General features: G+C 63.4%; 20 protein-coding genes. 13 read left to right on the top strand and 7 right to left on the bottom strand.

The window, feature by feature from the left end; genetic code table 11:
• Positions 1-37 precede the first annotated feature (37 nt).
• Complete coding sequence (locus ACP7BV_RS05155; RefSeq protein ID WP_426102181.1) at positions 38-784, top strand: SDR family oxidoreductase; 747 nt, start codon at positions 38-40, stop codon at positions 782-784.
• 21 nt (positions 785-805) lie between these two features.
• Here the strand turns inward: ACP7BV_RS05155 and ACP7BV_RS05160 are convergent, their stop codons facing one another.
• Complete coding sequence (locus ACP7BV_RS05160) at positions 806-1,417, bottom strand: RNA polymerase sigma factor (protein ID WP_426102183.1); 612 nt, start codon at positions 1,415-1,417, stop codon at positions 806-808.
• 234 nt (positions 1,418-1,651) lie between these two features.
• Positions 1,652-2,287, bottom strand: a complete 636-nt coding sequence (locus ACP7BV_RS05165; RefSeq protein WP_426102185.1) for a transporter substrate-binding domain-containing protein — start codon at positions 2,285-2,287, stop codon at positions 1,652-1,654.
• Positions 2,288-2,459: 172 nt separating this feature from the next.
• Between ACP7BV_RS05165 and ACP7BV_RS05170 the strand changes: the two genes are divergently transcribed.
• Positions 2,460-3,281: a class II glutamine amidotransferase gene (locus tag ACP7BV_RS05170; RefSeq protein WP_426102187.1), complete on the top strand. Its 822-nt coding sequence runs from the start codon at positions 2,460-2,462 to the stop codon at positions 3,279-3,281.
• 54 nt (positions 3,282-3,335) lie between these two features.
• Positions 3,336-3,554: a TOBE domain-containing protein gene (locus ACP7BV_RS05175; RefSeq protein WP_426102189.1), complete on the top strand. Its 219-nt coding sequence runs from the start codon at positions 3,336-3,338 to the stop codon at positions 3,552-3,554.
• Between the two features lie 153 nt (positions 3,555-3,707).
• Here ACP7BV_RS05175 and ACP7BV_RS05180 read toward each other — a convergent pair whose 3' ends face one another.
• A complete protein-coding gene (locus ACP7BV_RS05180) occupies positions 3,708-4,175 on the bottom strand; it encodes a hypothetical protein (protein ID WP_426102191.1) in 468 nt (155 codons plus the stop codon).
• Between the two features lie 289 nt (positions 4,176-4,464).
• Between ACP7BV_RS05180 and ACP7BV_RS05185 the strand changes: the two genes are divergently transcribed.
• Positions 4,465-4,785, top strand: a complete 321-nt coding sequence (locus tag ACP7BV_RS05185) for a DUF883 family protein (RefSeq protein ID WP_426102193.1) — start codon at positions 4,465-4,467, stop codon at positions 4,783-4,785.
• A 220-nt stretch (positions 4,786-5,005) separates the two neighbouring features.
• Here the strand turns inward: ACP7BV_RS05185 and ACP7BV_RS05190 are convergent, their stop codons facing one another.
• On the bottom strand, positions 5,006-6,100 hold the full coding sequence (locus ACP7BV_RS05190; RefSeq protein ID WP_426102195.1) for a GDSL-type esterase/lipase family protein: 1,095 nt from the start codon (positions 6,098-6,100) through the stop codon (positions 5,006-5,008).
• 308 nt (positions 6,101-6,408) lie between these two features.
• Between ACP7BV_RS05190 and ACP7BV_RS05195 the strand changes: the two genes are divergently transcribed.
• Genes ACP7BV_RS05195 through ACP7BV_RS05215 form a run of 5 tightly spaced genes read left to right on the top strand, consistent with a single transcriptional unit; the run spans position 6,409 to position 10,041 of the window.
• Positions 6,409-7,443, top strand: coding sequence for an ABC transporter substrate-binding protein (locus tag ACP7BV_RS05195; protein ID WP_426102197.1), 1,035 nt, complete (start codon positions 6,409-6,411; stop codon positions 7,441-7,443).
• An 11-nt stretch (positions 7,444-7,454) separates the two neighbouring features.
• Positions 7,455-8,033 carry an SCO family protein gene (locus ACP7BV_RS05200; RefSeq protein ID WP_426102199.1) on the top strand — a complete coding sequence of 193 codons (579 nt, stop codon included), beginning with the start codon at positions 7,455-7,457 and terminating at the stop codon, positions 8,031-8,033.
• Between the two features lie 11 nt (positions 8,034-8,044).
• Complete coding sequence (locus ACP7BV_RS05205; RefSeq protein ID WP_426102201.1) at positions 8,045-8,500, top strand: hypothetical protein; 456 nt, start codon at positions 8,045-8,047, stop codon at positions 8,498-8,500.
• Positions 8,501-8,552: 52 nt separating this feature from the next.
• The gene (locus ACP7BV_RS05210) at positions 8,553-9,311 is read left to right on the top strand and encodes an ABC transporter permease (RefSeq protein WP_426102203.1); all 759 of its coding nucleotides are present in this window, start codon (positions 8,553-8,555) and stop codon (positions 9,309-9,311) included.
• Positions 9,301-10,041 carry an ABC transporter ATP-binding protein gene (locus ACP7BV_RS05215; RefSeq protein ID WP_426102205.1) on the top strand — a complete coding sequence of 247 codons (741 nt, stop codon included), beginning with the start codon at positions 9,301-9,303 and terminating at the stop codon, positions 10,039-10,041. Before ACP7BV_RS05210 ends, ACP7BV_RS05215 begins: the two co-directional genes overlap by 11 nt.
• A gap of 13 nt (positions 10,042-10,054) precedes the next feature.
• Here ACP7BV_RS05215 and ACP7BV_RS05220 read toward each other — a convergent pair whose 3' ends face one another.
• Both ACP7BV_RS05220 and ACP7BV_RS05225 read right to left on the bottom strand, forming a co-directional pair.
• Complete coding sequence (locus tag ACP7BV_RS05220) at positions 10,055-10,669, bottom strand: TadE/TadG family type IV pilus assembly protein (protein ID WP_426102207.1); 615 nt, start codon at positions 10,667-10,669, stop codon at positions 10,055-10,057.
• Entirely contained in the window at positions 10,666-12,132 is a 1,467-nt protein-coding gene (locus tag ACP7BV_RS05225) for a pilus assembly protein TadG-related protein (protein ID WP_426102209.1), read from the bottom strand. The genes ACP7BV_RS05220 and ACP7BV_RS05225 overlap by 4 nt, the downstream gene beginning before the upstream one ends.
• Before the next feature lie 209 nt (positions 12,133-12,341).
• Here ACP7BV_RS05225 and ACP7BV_RS05230 point away from each other — a divergent pair, with 209 nt between their 5' ends.
• Complete coding sequence (locus ACP7BV_RS05230; protein ID WP_426102211.1) at positions 12,342-12,917, top strand: RNA 2'-phosphotransferase; 576 nt, start codon at positions 12,342-12,344, stop codon at positions 12,915-12,917.
• Between the two features lie 96 nt (positions 12,918-13,013).
• Here ACP7BV_RS05230 and ACP7BV_RS05235 read toward each other — a convergent pair whose 3' ends face one another.
• Positions 13,014-14,891: a potassium transporter Kup gene (locus ACP7BV_RS05235; RefSeq protein ID WP_426102213.1), complete on the bottom strand. Its 1,878-nt coding sequence runs from the start codon at positions 14,889-14,891 to the stop codon at positions 13,014-13,016.
• A 171-nt stretch (positions 14,892-15,062) separates the two neighbouring features.
• On the opposite strand from ACP7BV_RS05235, the gene ACP7BV_RS05240 reads away from it, so the two are divergent.
• From ACP7BV_RS05240 to ACP7BV_RS05250, 3 genes are read left to right on the top strand one after another with little or no spacing between them, the layout of a single operon-like run.
• Positions 15,063-17,606, top strand: coding sequence for an ATP-binding protein (locus tag ACP7BV_RS05240; RefSeq protein WP_426102215.1), 2,544 nt, complete (start codon positions 15,063-15,065; stop codon positions 17,604-17,606).
• The gene (kdpE, locus tag ACP7BV_RS05245) at positions 17,603-18,304 is read left to right on the top strand and encodes a two-component system response regulator KdpE (protein ID WP_426102217.1); all 702 of its coding nucleotides are present in this window, start codon (positions 17,603-17,605) and stop codon (positions 18,302-18,304) included. The genes ACP7BV_RS05240 and kdpE overlap by 4 nt, the downstream gene beginning before the upstream one ends.
• A gap of 27 nt (positions 18,305-18,331) precedes the next feature.
• Complete coding sequence (locus tag ACP7BV_RS05250) at positions 18,332-19,234, top strand: cupin-like domain-containing protein (RefSeq protein ID WP_426102219.1); 903 nt, start codon at positions 18,332-18,334, stop codon at positions 19,232-19,234.
• Positions 19,235-19,237: the final 3 nt, after the last annotated feature.

Below are 19,237 nucleotides of genomic sequence, written 5' to 3' on the forward strand. Positions count from 1 at the left end.
AACACCCATTGGGCCCTGGCCGGTATAGACTGACGCCATGCAAAAAATTATCCTTATCACGGGCGCGGGGCGCGGCATCGGCGCCGCCTGTGCGCTGCTGGCCGCCAGGCGCGGCTACCAAGTGTGCGTCAATTACCGGACCGACCATGCCGCCGCCGCGGCCGTGGTGGCCGCCATCGCGCAGGGGGGCGGCGAAGCGATGGCCGTGCAGGCTGACGTAGCCGACGAAAGCGCCGTGGAAAACCTGTTTGCCCGGCTCGACGAGCGCTTCGGCACGCTGAGCGCATTGATCAACAATGCCGGCATGCTGTCGCGCCAGATGCGGGTCGACCAGATGGATAGCGCGCGCATCAACCGCATCCTGGCCACCAACGTCACCGGCAGCTTTTTGTGCGCGCGCCAGGCGGTGCTGCGCATGTCAACCCGGCATGGCGGCGCGGGCGGCGCCATCGTGAATATATCGTCGCGCGCCGCGGTGCTGGGCTCGGCCGGCGAATATGTCGACTACGCCGCGTCCAAGGCGGCCGTCGATGCCTTGACCACGGGTTTGTCGCGCGAAGTGGCGCACGAAGGCATCCGCGTCAACGGCGTGCGCCCCGGCCTGATCGACACCGCCATGCATGCCAGCGGCGGCGAACCGGGCCGCGTCGCGCGCCTGCAAGCGTCGGTGCCCATGCAGCGCGGCGGCCAGCCGGGCGAAGTAGCGCAGGCCGCCTTGTGGCTGCTATCAAGCGAAGCGTCGTACACGACGGGCACCTTCATCGACGTCTCGGGCGGGCGCTGAGCGGCATCTCGTCGCCCGTAGTCACGCTGCGCGCGCGCCGCATGCGCTTGCCATGGCATGCGACGACTGCTCAAGGTGGCGCCGGATCTGCCGGCAGCCGCGCCTGATCCAGGTTTTCGCCGTACCCAGCGGGATGGTCATTTCCATGGCCACTTCGTGGTGCGTCATGTCATGAAAAAAAGCCAGTTCGATCGCCTGACGCGATAGCATGCCCAGCGTCGCAATGCCGGCGGCGAGCTGGCGCTCGCGCTCGGCTTGCTCGGCGGCCTCGCACGGCCCGCCCGCCAGGTCGATGCTGGCCGAGGCGGCGTCGTGGCTGTCGTGATCGGTCAGGTGTTCACGGCGCGCGTTGGCGCGCACGCAATCGATGGCCTTGTTGCGCACGATCGTGCTCATCCATGTCATGGGCGCCGCGCGTGCGCAGTCAAAACGGCGTGCATCGCGCCAGATGGCCAGAAAGCTCTCTTGCACCACTTCTTCGGCAATGTCGCGCGACTGGACGATGCGGCCGGCAAAACGCAGCAGGCGGCGCGACGACAAGGCATGCAGCTGGCCAAAGGCGCGCGCGTCGCCGCCGCCGACACGGCGCAGTAACGCGACAAGTTGATCCGGTTGGGCTTCACGGGGCAGCATGCTCTTCTCTCGATCCAGGTTTAACGCGTAAGTTGAGGTCGGCTGACCTTGCCGGCCAGCTCGTCCACTTATACGTGCGTTTTACCCGAATCGAACGTGCGATAACGAACACTCAACAAGGAATACAGCGCCCTGCCGAACAAGTGTTGGTTTTAATGTTGATTCAATGACCAGAGCCGTGCGGCTTGCCAAAGCCCACCGCCCTTTTTGCGCTATTTCGCGATGGCCGTTCGCTCAACGCGCACGCGCCCAGCTGGCGTGGATGCGGGCCAGTTCGCCATTGTTTCTGAGCGTAAAGAGCGCCCTGTCGAGCAACTGGCGCGCCCCCAGGGGCGTCTTGCGGCTGACATGAAAATAGATCGGCTCTTCCTTGACGACCCAGTTGCTGTCGTCAACCTGCAGGCCCAGCGTGCGCAGCTGCGCCGCGTAGGCTGCGCTGCGCGGCGTGTTGATCAGCGGCTTGAGGCGCAGCTCGGCCATGCTCGAAACCGTCGTCCTGTCGCCGCGGCGCGCGGCAAGCCGGTGCTTGACGGTGTACAGGGGCGGGCCGGCGATGACGGCAATCTGGCGCCGCCGTTCGCTCTCGAGCAGGGCGCGGGCGCCATCGATAGCGCCGCTGGCAAGGCCCTGTTTGAGGAAAGGCAAGGAGCGCGTTTCCAGCTCGCGCGCGAAGCGCAGCCCTGGTTCCACTTTTTCAATCGCGGCCAGGATATCGGGACACAGGCCCGTCATTTTGCCGCTGCCCACGATCCACTTGGGTGGAATACTTTCCTGCGCCAGCACGCGCAAGGTGATCGGCGCGGCTTGGGCGTGGGCCAGAGCGGCGATGACTGCCAGTGCACAGACTGGGAGCCTGACAAGTGGATGCATGATGTTCCCCGGGGAGCGTTTTGATTGTAGGCCTGCGAAAAAATAAATACCAGAACAAAACACGCGACGGTGAGGCAGCAACGCGGTTTTTGCTATATCCATTCTCGAAAACATTCGTTCACCTGCAAGGCGGCCCGCACTAGACTCGGTGCAAAGGTCAACAAGGAACACCATGTGCCAGCTTCTCGGAATGAACAGCAGCAAACCTGCCGCGCTGGGCTTCAGCTTTGGCGGCTTCGCCCAGCGCGGCGGGCGCACAGGCGAACACAAGGATGGCTGGGGCATCGCTTACCATGACCCGGACCGTTGCCACTTGATTACCGACCAGCTCGCCTCTTCGGACTCGCCGCTGGCCCGCCAAGTAAGCCAGGCGCCCCAGCGCTCGCGCAATGTGCTGGCGCACATCCGCAAGGCGACCCAGGGCTTGCCATCGCCCGACAACAGCCATCCGTTTACCCGCCTGCTGTGGGGCCGCACCTGGTCGTTCGCCCACAATGGCAACTTGGAAGCGTTTCATCCGCTGTTGGATGGCGCCTTTCGCAGCATCGGGCAAACCGACAGCGAACGCGCCTTTTGCTTTTTGCTGACGCGACTGCAGGCCAGGTTTCCCGCTCGCGCACCGGGACGCGCCGACTTGTTCGCCGCTATTGCCGACATCGCAGCGAGCGTTGCCCGCTACGGCAGCTTTAATTTTTTGCTGTCCGATGGCGAGGTGTTTTTCGCGCACTGTTCCACGCACTTGCATTATGTGGTGCGCGAATATCCGTTTCGCCGCGCACACCTGATCGATTGCAATGTGGCGATCAATTTCGGCCAGCACAACCATCTGGACGACCGCATGAGCGTCATCGCCACCACCCCGCTGACCACCGGCGAAGCGTGGCACGCCTTCGCGCCGGGCGAACTGAAAATGTTCGCGCACGGCGCGCCCTGCGCGGTCGGCGACGCGGCGGCGACCGCGCCCGCATGCATGGGCCTAGCGATCAGTTACTAAGCGACCAACGCAGCTACGCAACAACCCGACAACACCACAACTTAGGAGTCACACATGGCTATTACGCACATCAATGTCCGCAACCAGTTTCGCGGCACCATCAAGGAAATCATTTTCGGCTCGGTCGTCTCCGAGGTCGATGTCGAGACCGCGCACGGCATCGTGACCTCGGTTATCACGACCCGCTCCATCAACGACCTGGGCTTGAAGGTCGGCACCGAAGTTATCGCGCTGGTTAAATCGACCGAGGTGTCGATCGCCAAAGTGCAGTAGCGGACCGGCAGATTCGAGCGTTGTGCAATTTCTCAAGCAAGGTTGCTCTACTAAGGATTGCTCAGCGAAGGATTGCTCAGCGAAGGATTGCTCAGCGAAGGATTGCTCAGCTAAGGGTTGCACAGCCAAGGTTGCTCAGCTAAGGTTGCTCAGCTAAGGGTTATTCAACTGGTAGCGGCGGTAATCGTAGCTGGCGCGGTAGGTGGGCAAGGCCCGCCAGTAGCGTTCGACCAATGCGGGATGCTCGGCGTAGAACTGGCGCGAGACCATCAGGTACACGGGCGTGTGCTCGAACACCTTCCTGGTGCGCTCGATCTGCCCTGGATACTGGCGTGCGATCAATTGATCGGCCTTTTCCATCATCGCGACCACGCCGTCAACCCTGCCGGCGGCCAGCTTGGCAAAGGGAGGATCGAGCGCCTTGGCGCCGTCGTCGTAGGCCGCGCCAAGCTGCTTGAAGCGCTCGATCACATACATGAAGCCGGACTGCACGCCCAGGCGCTTTTCGCCCAAGCCTTGAAAACGCACGCCATCCCAGTCCAGCGGCGAGCGGGGGCGGCGGTAGACGGAGTACGTCATCACGCCCATGGCCTTGCTGGCGTCGACAGTGCCACCTGTCATCGGGAACGCTGACCGGCGACGCGCTCGACAGAAGCGGCAGCAGCGCCAGCAACGCCGTGACATGTCGTTTCCAGACAGCCAACATTTCCAACTCCCGATTGCACATTGATGCCGAAGCGTAACATGCCGCTGGCAGGTCTTCGGGAAAATTGGCTAAAAGCTAACCCCGTCCGTACGCTAGCGTACAGATCGCAGATCCCGCAAGAACTATGCTCTCTTACGGAACGAAAAACCTGTGGTGCGCTACGCGGGTCGCTCGATTAAAGATGTGCCACCAAGGAGAATTACCATGTTCAATTCAAACAAATCTGTCAGCAATGCAAGCCGCGAAATGCAGTCGATGATCAGCGAAGCCGAGCAAATGCTTAACGATGCCAAGACCGCGACGGGCGACAAGGCCGGCGAACTGCAAAAGCGCGGCATGCAATTGCTCTCGTCAAGCATCTCGAAGGCGCACGAACTTGAACGCATCGCGATCGATTCAGTGCGCGACATCGCCACCTCGACCGACAATATGGTCCATGCCAACCCATGGCGCTCGGTCGCCGGCGCAGGCTTGATCGGCGCCGGCCTCGGCCTGGTGTTGGGCATGGCGCTAGCGCGCGAGTAAAGCGAACCGGCAGCTTGCTGCCGCGTTCTAGCCGGGTGAAGTCCGTTAGCAGTGGATTATCTGCGATGCGATTTGTTCCCGGCCACAAGCGCCCCGCGGGGCGCTTTTTCATTGGAAAGGCTCGAAGCTGTACTACTCGCCCCGAATCCAAAAAACCCTCGGCCTACCATGACGTGGTGATGAAATTTACGGCGGACACAACCCTCCTGTCGGGCGCCGCTCACAGCACCGTGAGCGTGTCGATATTGGCCAGGCCGGCGCCGGTGGACTTCAGGCTGATCACGTTGGCCGTCGCCCCCTTGAGCGTGACCGTCACATCTTTGATGACCCAGCCGGTCCACGAACCGGAAGGGTTAAAGCTGATGCTGGTGGCGATGCCGTTCACGACCAGCTGCCCGCTCCTTGCCGCCGAGCTGCCATTGGCATAGCGGATGCGCAAGGTGCGCGTGCCGCCGCCCTTGCCGATGACACCATTGATCGTCATGACCCCGCCACTTGCCGGGAAACTGACGTAACCCCGCCCCTGCCAGCCGCCATAAGCGCGCGCGCGCGCGGTGCCGGCGCCGCTCAGCACGCCCGCTTCGGCCGGATAAGGGACAGCGCCAATGAAGCTGCGGATGCCGAGCCTGTTCTCCTCGATGCCCTGCGCGACCAGACGCGCGATCTGGGTGGCGCCGTATTCCTGGAAGTGCGTGATGTCATGTACGCCGTTGGGAAATACCGGATACTGGCCCGCCTCCAGCCATAGAAATACATCGGTGGTGGCCGGCACGCCAATGCCGTTGTAGAACGCGATGCTCTTGGCGTTCAGGTCGATCAGCGGCACGCTTTTTTCTGTGGCGAGTTGCTTCATGGCGGTGCTGCGATCGACAAAGTCGTTCAGAAAGTGAGCGCTGCTGTCGTAACGACGGCGCCCCATCGGCGTGACCAGCACCGGAATCGCCCCGTACTGGCGCGACAGGTCGATATACATGGCGAGGTAGGTCTTGTAGCTGGTGAACGGATCGGTATGCAGCCGAACGTCGCTGTAGCCGTCGTTGTGCCCGAACTGCACGAACAGATAATCGCCAGGCTTGATGACGCCGAGGATCGCCGACAGCCTGCCTTCATCGACAAAACTCTTGCTGCTCCGGCCGCCCACGGCGCGGTTGCTGAAGGTAACGCCAGTTGTAAACAAGGCCGGGAGGCGGGCGCCCCACCCCTGCTGCGGGTAGTTATTCGCGCCGTTGGTCATGACGGTGGAGTCGCCGGCAAGGTAAATGACGGGCGCGGCCAGGGCCTGGTGCGCGAACCCCGCTAACAATATGGACAACATGGTCACCATGAATAACAAAAAGGCGCGACAATTCCTCACCAAATACCAGTGTGCTTTCATGATTTTTCTTTCTCTTGTATGCTGGCGCCGCGCGCACATGCCGTAATCAGACTGCAGGCGCCCGCAGGCGGTTCGGCGCTTGCGAAAAAAAATCCGCGCCCCCAAGAAAAACGAGCCACATGAGAAAAACGGGCCGTCAGCGGCGGCCTGGCTTACACTATCGCAATACAGAATGTCTGCTTGGTAACGCGTCCAGTGTACAATCGGGCGCAACAGAACGGTAACAACACACACACGCAGGCTTTACGATGAATGACGATTCTGGCGCTTTCCAGCTGCGCCGCCGCCAAGTACTTACGGGTGCGCTGGCAAGCGCGCTGCCGCTGGCCGTGCCTTCCCTGGCCTTTGCCGCACCCGAGCCGTTGATCGTCGGCGGTTTGCCCGTCACCTGCAACCTCACGCTCCCGGTCGCCTGCATGGCCAAGGCCACCAGCAACGCGAAAGCCGGCAATACGGGCCAGGCTTTCCAATACAGCAAATACAGCGGCTGGCCCGAAATCAAGGAATCCTTGATGACCGGGCGCATCCAGGCGGCCTACATGCTGGCCCCGCTCGTGATGGACCTCACCGACAAGCGCATTCCCCTCAAGATCGTGTCGCTGGGCCACCGTTCCGGCGCCGTGATCATGGTGCGCACCGATTCGGCCCACAAAAGCTTCAAGGACTTGCGCGGCAAGCGCATCGCCATTCCGAGCCGCTTTGCGGTCGACTTCCTTTTCCTGCGCAAGATGCTGGCGCGCGAAGGCATGTCGCCCAAGGACATCACGGTCATTGAAATGCCCCCGCCCGACATGCCGGCCGCACTGTATGCCAATGCGGTCGACGCCTACTGCACGGGCGAGCCGTTCGGCGCAGCCGCCCAGCGCGCCGGCTACGCTCGCCCGCTGTCGATGACGCGCAACGAGTGGCGCAATTACATCTGCTGCGTGCTCACCGTGCGCCAGGAACTGATCCGCGATAACCGTCCGCTGGTGCAGGACCTGGTCAACCATGTGCAGGCGGCCGGCAACTGGCTCGACGCCACGCCGGTCAATCGCGCCAAGGCGGTCGCTATCGCATCTGGACGCAAGTACTTCAATCAAGACCCGGCAGTGCTCAAGTTTGTGATGGAAAACCCGGCCGACCGCGTCACCTATGGCGACCTGCGCATGCTGCGTCCCGAGTTTGACGAGTTGATGAAACTATCGATCGAAGCGGGCACGCTGAAAAAGCCGGTTGCCTACGAAAGCTATATGGACGAGAGCTTCGTCAAGAACCTCAAGCCGACCATCATCGCGCTGTAACCTGGAACGCCATGAAGCCTGTATTTTCCCTCGCCCTGATCCTTTCCTTGCAAGCCGGTGCCGCGCAGGCAGCGCCGGCATTGAAGGCGGGCGTGTTCGAGCCGCCGCGCGCCGCGCCGCAATTCTCCCTGCCGTCGTCGAACGGCCAGTTCAAACTGAGCCAGTTGCTGGGCAAGGTCGTGGTGCTTGAATTTGGCTACACCACCTGCGTCGACGTCTGCCCGGTGTCGCTCGCGGCGCTGGCCGACGCGCGCAAGAAGCTGGGCGCCGCCGCGGCCGACGTGCAGGTCGTCTTCATCACCGTCGACCCGGCGCGCGACAAGCCGGCGCGCCTGAAGTCGTATCTGGCCGCGTTCGACCCCAGCTTTATTGGCGTGACCGGCAGCCAGGCGCAGATCGATGCGCTGCTCAAGTCGTACGGCATCAGCGCCGCCCGGCGCGTGGCCGGAGGCGACGCCAAGAACTACTTCATGAGCCATTCGTCTTACCTGTATTTCATCGACCGCAAAGGCATGCAGCGCGCGATGATGCCGTTCGGGCGGCCGTCCGACGAGATGGTGCACGACCTCAAGCTGCTGCTGCAGCCCTGAGGCGCAAGGGTTTGCGCATCAAACGCAATGCCGCACTGCTGGCGGCCACGGTGATCGCGCTGATTGCGCTGATTGCGCCAGCTGCGCTGTGGGCCGCCCTGGCGCCGCTCGCCGGGGCTTCGCGCGACTACCTGTTCGAGATACCCAAAGGGACCTGGGCGCGCCGCATGGCGGGCGAAAAAATCGAGATCCTGCCTTCGCGCGTGGTGCTGACGCTGGGCGTGCGCGACGTGCTTTTGCTGCGCAACAGCGACACCGTGCCGCAGATCTTCGGACCGGTACTGATCATGCCGGGTCAGGACTTCCGGCTGCCGTTCGCGCAGGTATCGGAAAACCAGTTCGACTGCACCGCCCATGCCAGCGGCCAGATGACGGTGGTTGTTGAACCGGCGCCGACGCCGGGCTGGCCGCGCCTGCGATGGCGCCTGGCCGCATTCGAGCGCCGGCTTCATCCCGATTCACCTTGATTCACCTTGATTCGCCTTGTTACCTTTCACGATTACCCTCACTAGGCAGCTGATGGAAAAGATAAAAAACGCGTTACCCTCGATTGTGCTGATGGCGCTGCTGATCGGCCTGTGGTGGTGGGTGGTGGTTGCCACCGACAGCCTGATCTTCCCCACGCCTGGCCAGGTGGTCGCCGGCACCATGGAACTGGCGGCCGACGGCACGCTGTGGGAGCATATTGGCGCTTCGCTGTTCCGGGTTGGCTGCGGCTTTGCGCTGGCGGTGCTGGTGGCAGTGCCCATGGGACTGTGGATGGGCCGTGTTGACGCCGTCTATCGCACCTTGAATCCGGTCTTCCAGATCATGCGGCCGATCTCGCCGATCGCCTGGATTCCGCTGGCGATTTTATGGTTCGGCGTGGGCGACGTCTCGCCGGTGTTCCTGATTTTTATCGCCGCCGTGTTCCCGATGATCGTGCAAACGGCTGCCGGCGTGCACACCATCGAGCGGCGCTACCTGCATGCGGCGCAAAATTTCGGCGTCTCGCGCAGCACCCTGTTCCGGCGCGTGATCGTGCCGGCGGTGCTGCCGGAAATCGTGGTGGGCATGCGCATCGGCCTTGGCGTGGCGTGGCTGGTGGTAGTGGCCGCCGAGATGATCGCCCTGCATTCGGGGCTGGGCTACCTGATCATCGATTCGCGCAACGCGGGCAACCGCTACGACCTGGTCATCGCCGGGATGATCATCATTGGATTAATCGGACTTCTGCTCGACGGCGTCATGCGCCTGCTCGAAGGACTCAAATCGGTAAGGTGGCGCTATGGAAGATAAGATCGTCGTCAAGGACATCAAAAAGCATTTCGGCAGCGGTGCGAACGCGCTGCCCGTGGTCGGGGGCGTGAGCTTGCGCATCGCCGATGGCGAATTCGTCGCGCTGGTGGGGCCGTCCGGCTGCGGCAAGTCGACGCTGATGAAAATCATTTCCGGCTTCGAGCAGCCGGACGAAGGCCAGGTCAGCATTGACGGCAGGCCGGCCAACCAGCCCAGTGCGAAAGGGATCGTCATTTCGCAGCACGGGTCGGTGTTTCCATGGCTGACGGTGCAGCAGAACCTGATGTTCGGCCTGAACGGCGACGGCCACGGCGACAAGGCCGAACTGGCCGATCACTACGCGGCCATGGTGGGCTTGAAGGGTTTCGAGAATGCCTACCCGCGCGAACTGTCGGGCGGCATGCTCAAGCGCGTTGAAATTGCGCGCGCGCTGGTCGTCAAGCCCGAAATTCTCTACATGGACGAGCCGTTTTCGGCGCTCGACGCGCTCACCAACCTCAAGATGCGCACCGAGCTGCTGCGCATCCTGGCAAAAGAGCGGCACACGGTGCTGTTGATCACGCACGATGTGGAGGAAGCAATTTACCTGGCCGACCGCATTTTCGTGCTGTCGCAACGCCCCACGATGATCCAGGCCACCTTTGAAGTCAAGCAGGCGCACCCGCGCAAGCTGTCGAGCCCGGAACTGCAAGAGCTCAAGGACAACATCCTGGCCGAGCTGGGCCTGTAGCGCGGCTGCGACCTCAATTGCACAAGGCCGATCCGGGAACGTAGCCCAGCGACTCGGCCCGCACGATGGTCGTGGCGACCGGATAGTTCATCGGCAGTTTAACCAAGGGAAAAAGCGGCTCGTAAGGCACCGGCGTGCATTCGCTGCCGCCCGGCTGGCAAATGCGCACGCGGATCAGCCTGATACAGCTCGCGTCCCCGTTATCCTTGGCGCAATTGACGCGGTTGCGGGCGGGACAACTGGGCATGGCAGCCGCAGGCATGGACACCATGCTGCTGCTGCTGTTTGAATCGTGCTGCATCGACATGTAATCGATGCGGATATGCTTGTCGGTAATCGGCTTGCCCAGCGCCAGTTCGCCGGGTCCGTCGCGAAATACGGCCGCCTGGCGCAGCGCGTTCATGGCCGCGGCATCGTTGAAGTCGGTGACCGATGCAGATCGCGCCGCGCGCCGGGTGACCTCTTGCAACGTGTTCCACATGTACAGCCCGCGCGCCACCTCCAGGATCGTAAATACCAGCACGAAAAAGAACATGGCCAACAGGGCGAATTCAAGCAGGAATGAGCCAGCCTGGCGTGCGGCGGGCGCCCTTTTCATACTTTTGACAACGTGCGATGGGGTGTTCATTTATAGAGCTCCACGGTGCCGCCCAGCGACTGGTCCGTAGCAATTCCCGCAAATTCTGCGTAAATGCTGGTGGACGTGGCTGGAACTGTCATGAAAAATTTCCCTACTGCCAGGACGGTCGCGCTGGCCTTGGCGCCATTGGATACCGGACACAGCAGCAACGGGATATTCAGGACGCGTCGATTGCGCAAGCCGCGCCCATGTGCGGAGCTTGGTTTAAGGTCGGTGGCGGCACTGCCGGAAAAATACGGCGCGGTGGAATAGCCGGATTTGGTATCAGGCAGCCCGGGTGCAAACAAGGCGGGCCACAGCGTCTTGTCGAGGGTGACGTAGCCGCCGGCCGGCTCGGTGGGTGACGCCAGATAGGCGCTGTACGGTACCGGCTTGGCATACGACCAAAGTAGTCCGTACTTGGCTGCCGTATTGCTGCCGGGAAGCGGAATCGGATCCGCAACAGTGAGCAACTTCCCGTTATCGGTCATCGTCGTGGCCGTTTGACCGGCTGGTGTCGTCGCCATCCATGAATTGCTGGCGGTATAAACAAACGACTTGATGTTGGCGTCCGGCGGCGCCATGCGATAGCTGCAGGAGCCGCCGCTGTACTGGTCGAAGCGGGAGTTGAGCTGTACGTAAAGGCTTGCCAGAGGGAACTTCTTCTTGACCGAAATCTGTCCTTTCATGACCCCTGACATTGGCAAGGTGCCGGAGCATACAAAGGGACCCACGTCAGCGGCGGTGGTATTGCTGGCGCCACTGGCGCCGGACGCAGCGATGGGGTCGACGACGAAATGTTCAGGCGATGAGCCGCCGGGGTTGAGCTGCATCAGGTCATAGCCTACACCGCGGCGAAACCCGTATTGCACCAGTTCGTTGCTGGGCGAGCGGGACGAGGCCGGCACCGTCGACATGGCGCACAGCGCCAGCGGCATCACGTTGGTCGTCGAGCGGCCGGCAACGGCGCTCGCGCCCGTGGTGGAGCTGTCCAATTTGGTCGACACGAAGCGCATCAGGTAGTTGTCGATGGTGTTGGCCGCGGCGCCCAGTTCGGCTGTATCGACTTTGGCGAACATGACGCCTTCGGGTGCTGCTCGGGCCGCCGTTGCATCCATCCAGCCGGCGCCCTTGGGAGCGGTGCTGAATTTGAGCGCGGCGTCGGACCAGGTGAAGGTGGCGTTCTCATAGGCGAACTTTTTACCCGCGGCGGCCGTGGCGGCAACGTTCAGCGCTGCATCGATGCCGCCGGCGGTACCGGACAGTTTTTCGGCCGCTGCCAGCGCGGCGGCGTCGGCCGCCGATTGCAACTCGACTGTACGATTGTACAAACGGCTCAGGTCGAGTGCCATGCCCAGGAAGGCGAGCATCAAGATCAACAGCACCGCGAACAGGACGGCAAAGGCGCCGCGCTGATGCGGCCCCGGATGCTGCAGCGTGGGCCGATTCGTCGGCAATCTGTTCACTGTCATCGCGTTTTCTCCCGTGCAATCCAAAGCTGAAGCACCCATTTGCATCAAAGCAAATGCTAGCGGAGCGGACAGTGGGAGGGTTGATCTGGGGCAAAAATTACAAGATCAGCCGCGTGGCTTTGACGGCTACTTATTTATCTGCCATCACTAAGCTATCGTAACCAAGCTATCGCCCGGGATACAATCATGGTTAAATTGAAAGATCCGCGATGAATAGCCCAAATAATCTCGAACGCTGCAGCAAATTTCTGTCATTAATTCTCAGGCACGAGCCACACAAAATTGGCTTGGTGTTGGATGGCAATGGATGGGCCGATGTCGATCGCTTGCTGCAGCAAGCTGCCGCCCATGGCGTCGCCAGCTCGCGCGCGTTGCTGCAAACGATCGTCTCAAGCAGCGACAAGCAGCGCTTTGCCTTGAGCGATGACGGCCAGCGCATTCGCGCAAACCAGGGCCACTCGATCGCCAGCGTCGACCTTGACCTCGGGCCGAGCGCCCCGCCGCGATTGCTCTATCACGGTACCGCAAGCCGCTTCATTGACCCCATCAGGGCATCTGGCCTGATTCCAGGATCGCGTAATCACGTGCACCTGTCCGCCGACCTCGCTACGGCGAGCAAGGTGGGATCGCGCCATGGAAAGCTGGTCCTACTCACCGTGCGCGCTGGCGATATGGCAGAAAACGGCCATGCCTTTTATGTATCGCAAAACGGTGTCTGGCTGACGGCTGCAGTGCCCGTTGCATACCTCATCTTTTCCGATACCGACCGCAGGCCACTGGAATAGCGCGAAAAATCGAGCTCACCCACAGCGCCCGTTGAGGGCCCTGCAATGTTGGCCTGGCTACATCCCCCCTCAGTTCCACCCTCAGTTCCACCACGTTCAAATCTCGATCTGGGTGCCCAGTTCAATCACCCGGTTGGCCGGGATCCGGTAATAGTCGGCGGCGCTGCGGGCGTTGCGCGACATGGAAATGAACAGCTGCTCGCGCCACGGCCACATGCCGCCTCTAGGCGTCGCAATGACGGTCTGGCGCGCGATAAAAAACGACGTTTCCATCATCGCCACAGGCGCCGCCTTGTCCTCCCACGCCTCGAGCAGTGCGGGAATGTCCGGTTCGTCCTTGAAGCCGTAGCAGGCCATGAGCTGGAAGCAGTTGTGCCCCAGGGCCGTGATGACGACGCGCTCCCCTGGCCCGACGTAGGGCTGTTCCAGTATGCGCACGGTGAGGAAAATCACCCGTTCATGCAGCACCTTGTTATGCGACAGGTTATGCAGCAGCGCATGCGGCACGCCGTCGCTCTCGCTGCGCAGGAACACCGCGGTGCCCGCCACCCGCACCGGCGGCGCGACGAACAGCGACTCCAGAAAGGCGTCAAGCGGGATGGCATGCTTTTGCAGATTGGCGAACACCAGCCGGCGCCCGCGCTTCCAGGTCATCATGCCGGTGAACAGAATGGCGCCCAGCAGCAGCGGAAACCAGCCGCCATGAAACAGCTTGAGCGTGCTCGCCGAGAACAGCACAATGTCGAGCACACAGAAAAACCCGGTCGCGGCAAGGCACAGCGCAAGCGGTAACTGCCAGCGATAGCGGGTGACGAAATACGTCAGGATGGTTGTGGCCAGCATGGTCGCCGTCACCGCGATGCCGTAAGCGCCGGCCAGGTTTTCGGAAGAGCCAAAGCCCACCACCGCCAGCAGCACGACCGCCATTTGCAGCCAGTTCACGGCCGGCAGGTAGACCTGACCGATTTCACTTTCCGACGTGTGCAGCACCCGCATGCGCGGCAGCAGCCCCAGTGCAATGGCCTGCTTGGTCATTGAGAAGGTACCCGAAATGGTCGCCTGCGACGCGATCACCGCCGCCATGGTCGACAGCGCCACCAGCGGATAGATGCTCCAGCTCCCCAGCTGGTTGTAAAACGGGTTGACCACGCTTTCCGGATGCACCATCAGCAGCGCCCCCTGTCCCAGGTAATTGAGCGCCAGCGCCGGAAACGTGATGGTGGACCAGGCAAGGCGGATCGGCGCTTTGCCAAAATGGCCCATGTCGGCGTACAGCGCTTCGGCCCCGGTAAAGGCCAGCACTACGGCGCCCAGCGCGATAAAGCCGGCAAAGCGGTTGGCCAGCAGGAAGCGCAAGGCATGCACGGGATTCATCGCGGCCAGCACCTGCGGCGCCTTGGCGATATTGATCACGCCCATGACCGCCAACGCCAGGAACCAGGCCAACATCACCGGCCCGAACCAGCGGCCGATGCCGGCCGTGCCGTGCCGCTGCACCGAATACAGCCCGATCAGGATCACGATGGAAATCGGCACCACGTAGCGCGCCATGCCGGGCGCGGCCACTTCCAGGCCTTCGATGGCGCTCAGCACCGAAATGGCCGGCGTGATCACGCTGTCGCCGTAGAACATGGTGGCGCCGAACACGCCAAGCACCATCAGCGGGACATACCAGCGCGACTTGCTGGTGACGGAATTGAGCGCCAGCGCCATCAGCGCCATGATGCCGCCCTCGCCCCGGTTATCTGCGCGCAGCACCAGCGCCACATACTTGAGCGAGACGATCAGCGTGAGCCCCCACAGAATCAGCGAGATGATCCCGAGCAGGTTCGGGGTGGACAGCGCCAGGCCGTGGGCCGGATCGAAAATCGTCTTGAAGGTGTACAGGGGACTGGTCCCGATGTCGCCGTAAACGATGCCTACCGCCGACAGCGTCAACGCTGCCAGGCGGCCTTGCTTGTGCTCTGAGCTCACAGCTAGTCCTTGTTGGTTGATGGATGAAGCCAAGCCAAGCTTATCGACTAGCGCGTAAAAAAATCATCAAGACTTGCCCGGCCCGTATATTGAAAGCGTAAAAACGCCGCTGCACTGGGCCTGGCAGGGTGGATATGGCACAATCACCGGATACCGGCAACGTCACACCTTATGTCCAGCAGCGATCTCGAAGCTCCCCGCCCCCCGTGCAAGCGCGGCAGCCTGCGCATTTATTTTGGCGCAGCCGACGGCGTGGGCAAGACCGACGCGATGCTGGCGGCGGCCCGCCTGCTGCAGCAGCAAGGGCGCGACGTGCTCGTCGTCGCCCCCGCTGCCGGGTTCGACCTTGACGCCGCGCTGGCGCGCAAGCCCGCTGTGGTGGTGCTGGGCCAACTGGCCAGCCCCAACCCCGCGCCCGCGCGCCATCCGCGCCGCTGGCAAGATGCCGACGAATTGCGCAGCGCCGGCATCGACGTGTTCACCACGCTCAACGTCGACCAGCTGGAAAGTCTGTTCGACGTGGTGCGCGCGATCACCGGCGCGGTCCCGGCGCACTCGCTGCCCGACACGGTGTTTGACGGCGCCGAGCAGGTGGTGTTTGTGGACGGCGCGCCAGACGTCCCGGGCGCCTTGCACCCACTGCGCGAACTGGCCCTGCGCCGCACTGCCCAGCAGGCCGAACACGCCGCGCGCGCGCACCGCGGCGCCGGCGCGGGAGCGGCCTTGCTGGCCTGCGTGGCGGCCGACGACCAGGCGCAGCACGTGATTCGCAGCGCGGCCCGGCTGGCCGGCCAGGTGAACGCCGACTGGCACGTGATCCACGTTGAAACGCCCTCCATGCAGCGCCGGGGCGCGGCGGGGCGCGAGCAGCTCGCGCAAGCTTTTGCGCTTGCGCGCAGCCTGGGCGCCAGCACCACGCTGCTCGCTGGCAGCGACATCGCGCTGATGATCGCCGACTACGCCCGCAGCCAGCATTTTTCGCGCATTGTCCTTGGCCGCAGCCGGCGCAGCGGCGCCCTGCCGTGGCGCGCGCCGCAGCTGCGCCGCATCGCCGCCTACGCGCCTGATATCGACCTGATCGAAACCGGCCACGCCAGCACGGCCCCGGCGCGGGCCGACGTTGACACTGGGGTTGGCACCAGTGTTGGCACCAGTGTTGGCACCAACGGCGCGCCGCCCGCACAGGCGCATCCCCGCTCGCGCCGCCAGCGCTACCTGCTCGGCGCCGGGGCCAGTGCGCTGACGGCCGCGCTCACCGCGCCCTTGCTGCCGTACTTCGACCTGGCCAACATCGCCATGCTGTTCCTGCTTACGGTGGTGCTGGTAGCAGTGCGCTTGGGGCGCGAAGCGTCGGTGGTGGCCGCTGTGGTGAGCGCCGCGGCGCTGCTGCTCAGCGCGCGCGGCATGGCCATTGGCGCCGCCGACCTGCAGTACAGCGTGATGTTCCTGGTGATGCTGGCGGTCGGCCTGATCACGGCGAGCCTGACGGCCGATCTGCGCTACCAGGCGCGCTTTGCGCTGCAGCGCGAAGCGCGTTCGCGCGCGCTGTACGAATTTGCGCGCTCGCTCTCGAGCGTACTGCAGACCGAACAGGTGTTCGAGATCACCCAGGCCTTTATCCGGCAAACCTTCCAGGCGCACGCCACGCTGCTGCTGCCTGACGGCGCCGCGCGCCTGGCCTATCCGAGCGCGCAGCAAGGCGTCGTGCATGTGCCCGTCATGAGTGTGCTCGACATGGGCGCGGCGCAGTGGGCATTCGACCGCGCCCTGCCGGCCGGCGCCGGCACCGACACCCTGCCCGGCAACAGCTTTTATTACCTGCCGCTGGTGGCGCCCATGCGCACGCGCGGCGTGCTGGCCATCTGGGGCGGGCAGGAAGGCGCCGCGCTGGCGCACGAACAGCGCAAGCAGCTTGAAACCTTTGCCGCACTGGCCGCAATCGCGCTTGAGCGCGTGCATTACGTGGAGGTGGCGCAAGACGCGATGGTGCGCATGGAATCGGAGCGGCTGCGCAACTCGCTGCTGGCAGCGCTCTCGCACGATTTGCGCACGCCGCTCACGTCGCTGGTGGGCCTGTCCGAGTCGCTCGCGCTGTCGCGCCCGGCCCTGAGCGAAGCGCAAGCCGAGATGGCGTTCGCGCTGCGCGATGAAGCGGTGCGCATGAGCACCCTGGTGTCGAACCTGCTCGACATGGCGCGCATGCAAAGCGGCCACGTGCGCCTGAACCTGCAGTGGCAGACGCTGGAAGAAATCGCCGGCAGCGCGCTGCGCGCCAGCCGCTGGCAACTGGCGCGCCACGTACTGTGGACCAGCATTGCGCATGACCTTCCCCTGGTGCGCTACGACGCGGTGCTGCTCGAACGGGTGCTGTGCAACCTGCTAGAAAACGCGGCCAAGTACACCCCGCCCGGCTCGCGCATCGGCATTACGGCCCAGCCCAGGGGCAGCATGATGGAAGTGACGGTGCATGACAACGGCCCGGGCCTGCCGCCGGGGCGCGAGGAAGACATTTTCGAAAAATTTACCCGGGGCGAGCGCGAGTCGCCGATTCCCGGTGTCGGCCTGGGCCTGGCCATTTGCCGCGCCATCGTCGAAGCGCACGGCGGCGCGATCCGCGCCGGCGCCTCGCCCGAAGGCGGCGCCGCCTTCATTTTCAGCCTGCCGCTTGGCACGCCTCCCGAACTACCTGCAATGGACGAGCAAGGACCAACATGAGCGAGACCAATCCAATAGCCCTGCTGGTAGAGGACGAGCCGCAAATCCGGCGCTTTGTGCGCATGGCGCTCGACGCCGAAGGCTGGCAAGTGTTCGAAGCCGAATCGATGCGGCGCGGCCTGATCGACGCCGGTACGCGCAAACCCAATTTGATCATCCTCGACCTTGGTTTGCCGGACGGCGACGGCATCGACTTCATCACCGACGTGCGCTCCTGGTCGCGCGTGCCGATCATCGTCCTGTCGGCCCGCACCGATGAAACCGACAAGATCGCCGCGCTCGACGCCGGCGCCGACGACTACCTGAGCAAACCATTCGGCGTAGGCGAACTGCTGGCCAGGGTGCGCGCCACGCTGCGGCGCCAGGGCCAGCCGCCACTCGACGCCGGCGCTCTGGTATGCTTTGGCGACGTCCAGGTCGACATTCAAAAGCGGCTGGTCAGCAAGGCCGGCAAAGGCGTGCACCTGACCCCGACCGAATACCGCTTGCTGTGCGTTCTGGTGGTCAACGCCGGGCGCGTGGTCACCAATCCGCAGCTGCTGCGTGAAGTGTGGGGGCCGTCCAACAGCGAAAATGGCCACTACCTGCGCATCTACATGGGCCACTTGCGCCAAAAGCTTGAAGACGACCCCACCCAGCCGCGCTACCTGCTCACCGAAACCGCGGTCGGTTACCGGCTGCTGTTGCAGGCCGATTGATTGGCCTTTTTAAGAGAGAAAAATTTGGTGGACAACAACCCGGCACTGCCGCCGCGGCGGGCATCGAACGCCGCCTCGCCCGAGCAAGCGCTTGCCAACAAGCTGGCGCGCGAACAAAAAGATGCGCTGGTGCGCGGCGTGACCTCGATCGAGGCGATGCGCGACGCGATCCGGCGCGCGGCGCGCGAGCTGCCCGCCATTGCCAGCGTGCCGCGCCTGGGCACGCTCGATGCCGCAGCCTTTCGCGCGCGCGCCGCACAGGGCTTGCCGTTTTTGCTCACCGGCCTGGTGGGCCGCTGGCCGTTGTCAAAGCTCACGCCGCAAACGTTGCGCGAGCGTTACAGCGACCTGGCGGTGCGCGCGCGGGTGGGCGACTACATCAACACCGCCTTTGCTCCCGACCGCGCGATGCAGGATATGTCGATGCTGGCGTATCTTGACCTGGTGGCCGGCGACGCGCAGGCGCTGCCGCCGTACCTTGGGAACCTGGAATTGCGCGCCTTGAACAAGCTCTGTTACTGGCCCGCGTATTTCGACAAAATGGGGCCGCCGCGCTTTTGGCTTGGCCCGGCAGGCACGGTGACGCCGCTCCACTGCGATTACGACGACAATATTTTCGCGCAGGTCTGGGGCACCAAACGGATTTTTTTGGCGCCGCCCCATCACGACCAATTCCTGTACCCGAGCGAAGCGAACGCCATTTTATTCGGCTCGCCGTTCAACCCGGAGGCGCCTGACTTCGACACATTCCCGCAGGCGCGCCAGGCCACCATGATCGAGTGCATCGTCGGACCCGGCGAACTGCTGTATGTGCCTGCCGGGTGGTATCACCAGGTGCGCGCGCTGACGTTTTCGCTGTCGGCCAACCGCTGGGCCAGGGCGCTGCCGTTGGCCTTGACAGGCGAGCTGTCGCTGCAGCGGCAAGGCTGACCG

The sequence above is a fragment of the Massilia sp. TSP1-1-2 genome (assembly GCF_049896185.1).
GTDB lineage: Bacteria > Pseudomonadota > Gammaproteobacteria > Burkholderiales > Burkholderiaceae_D > Telluria_A.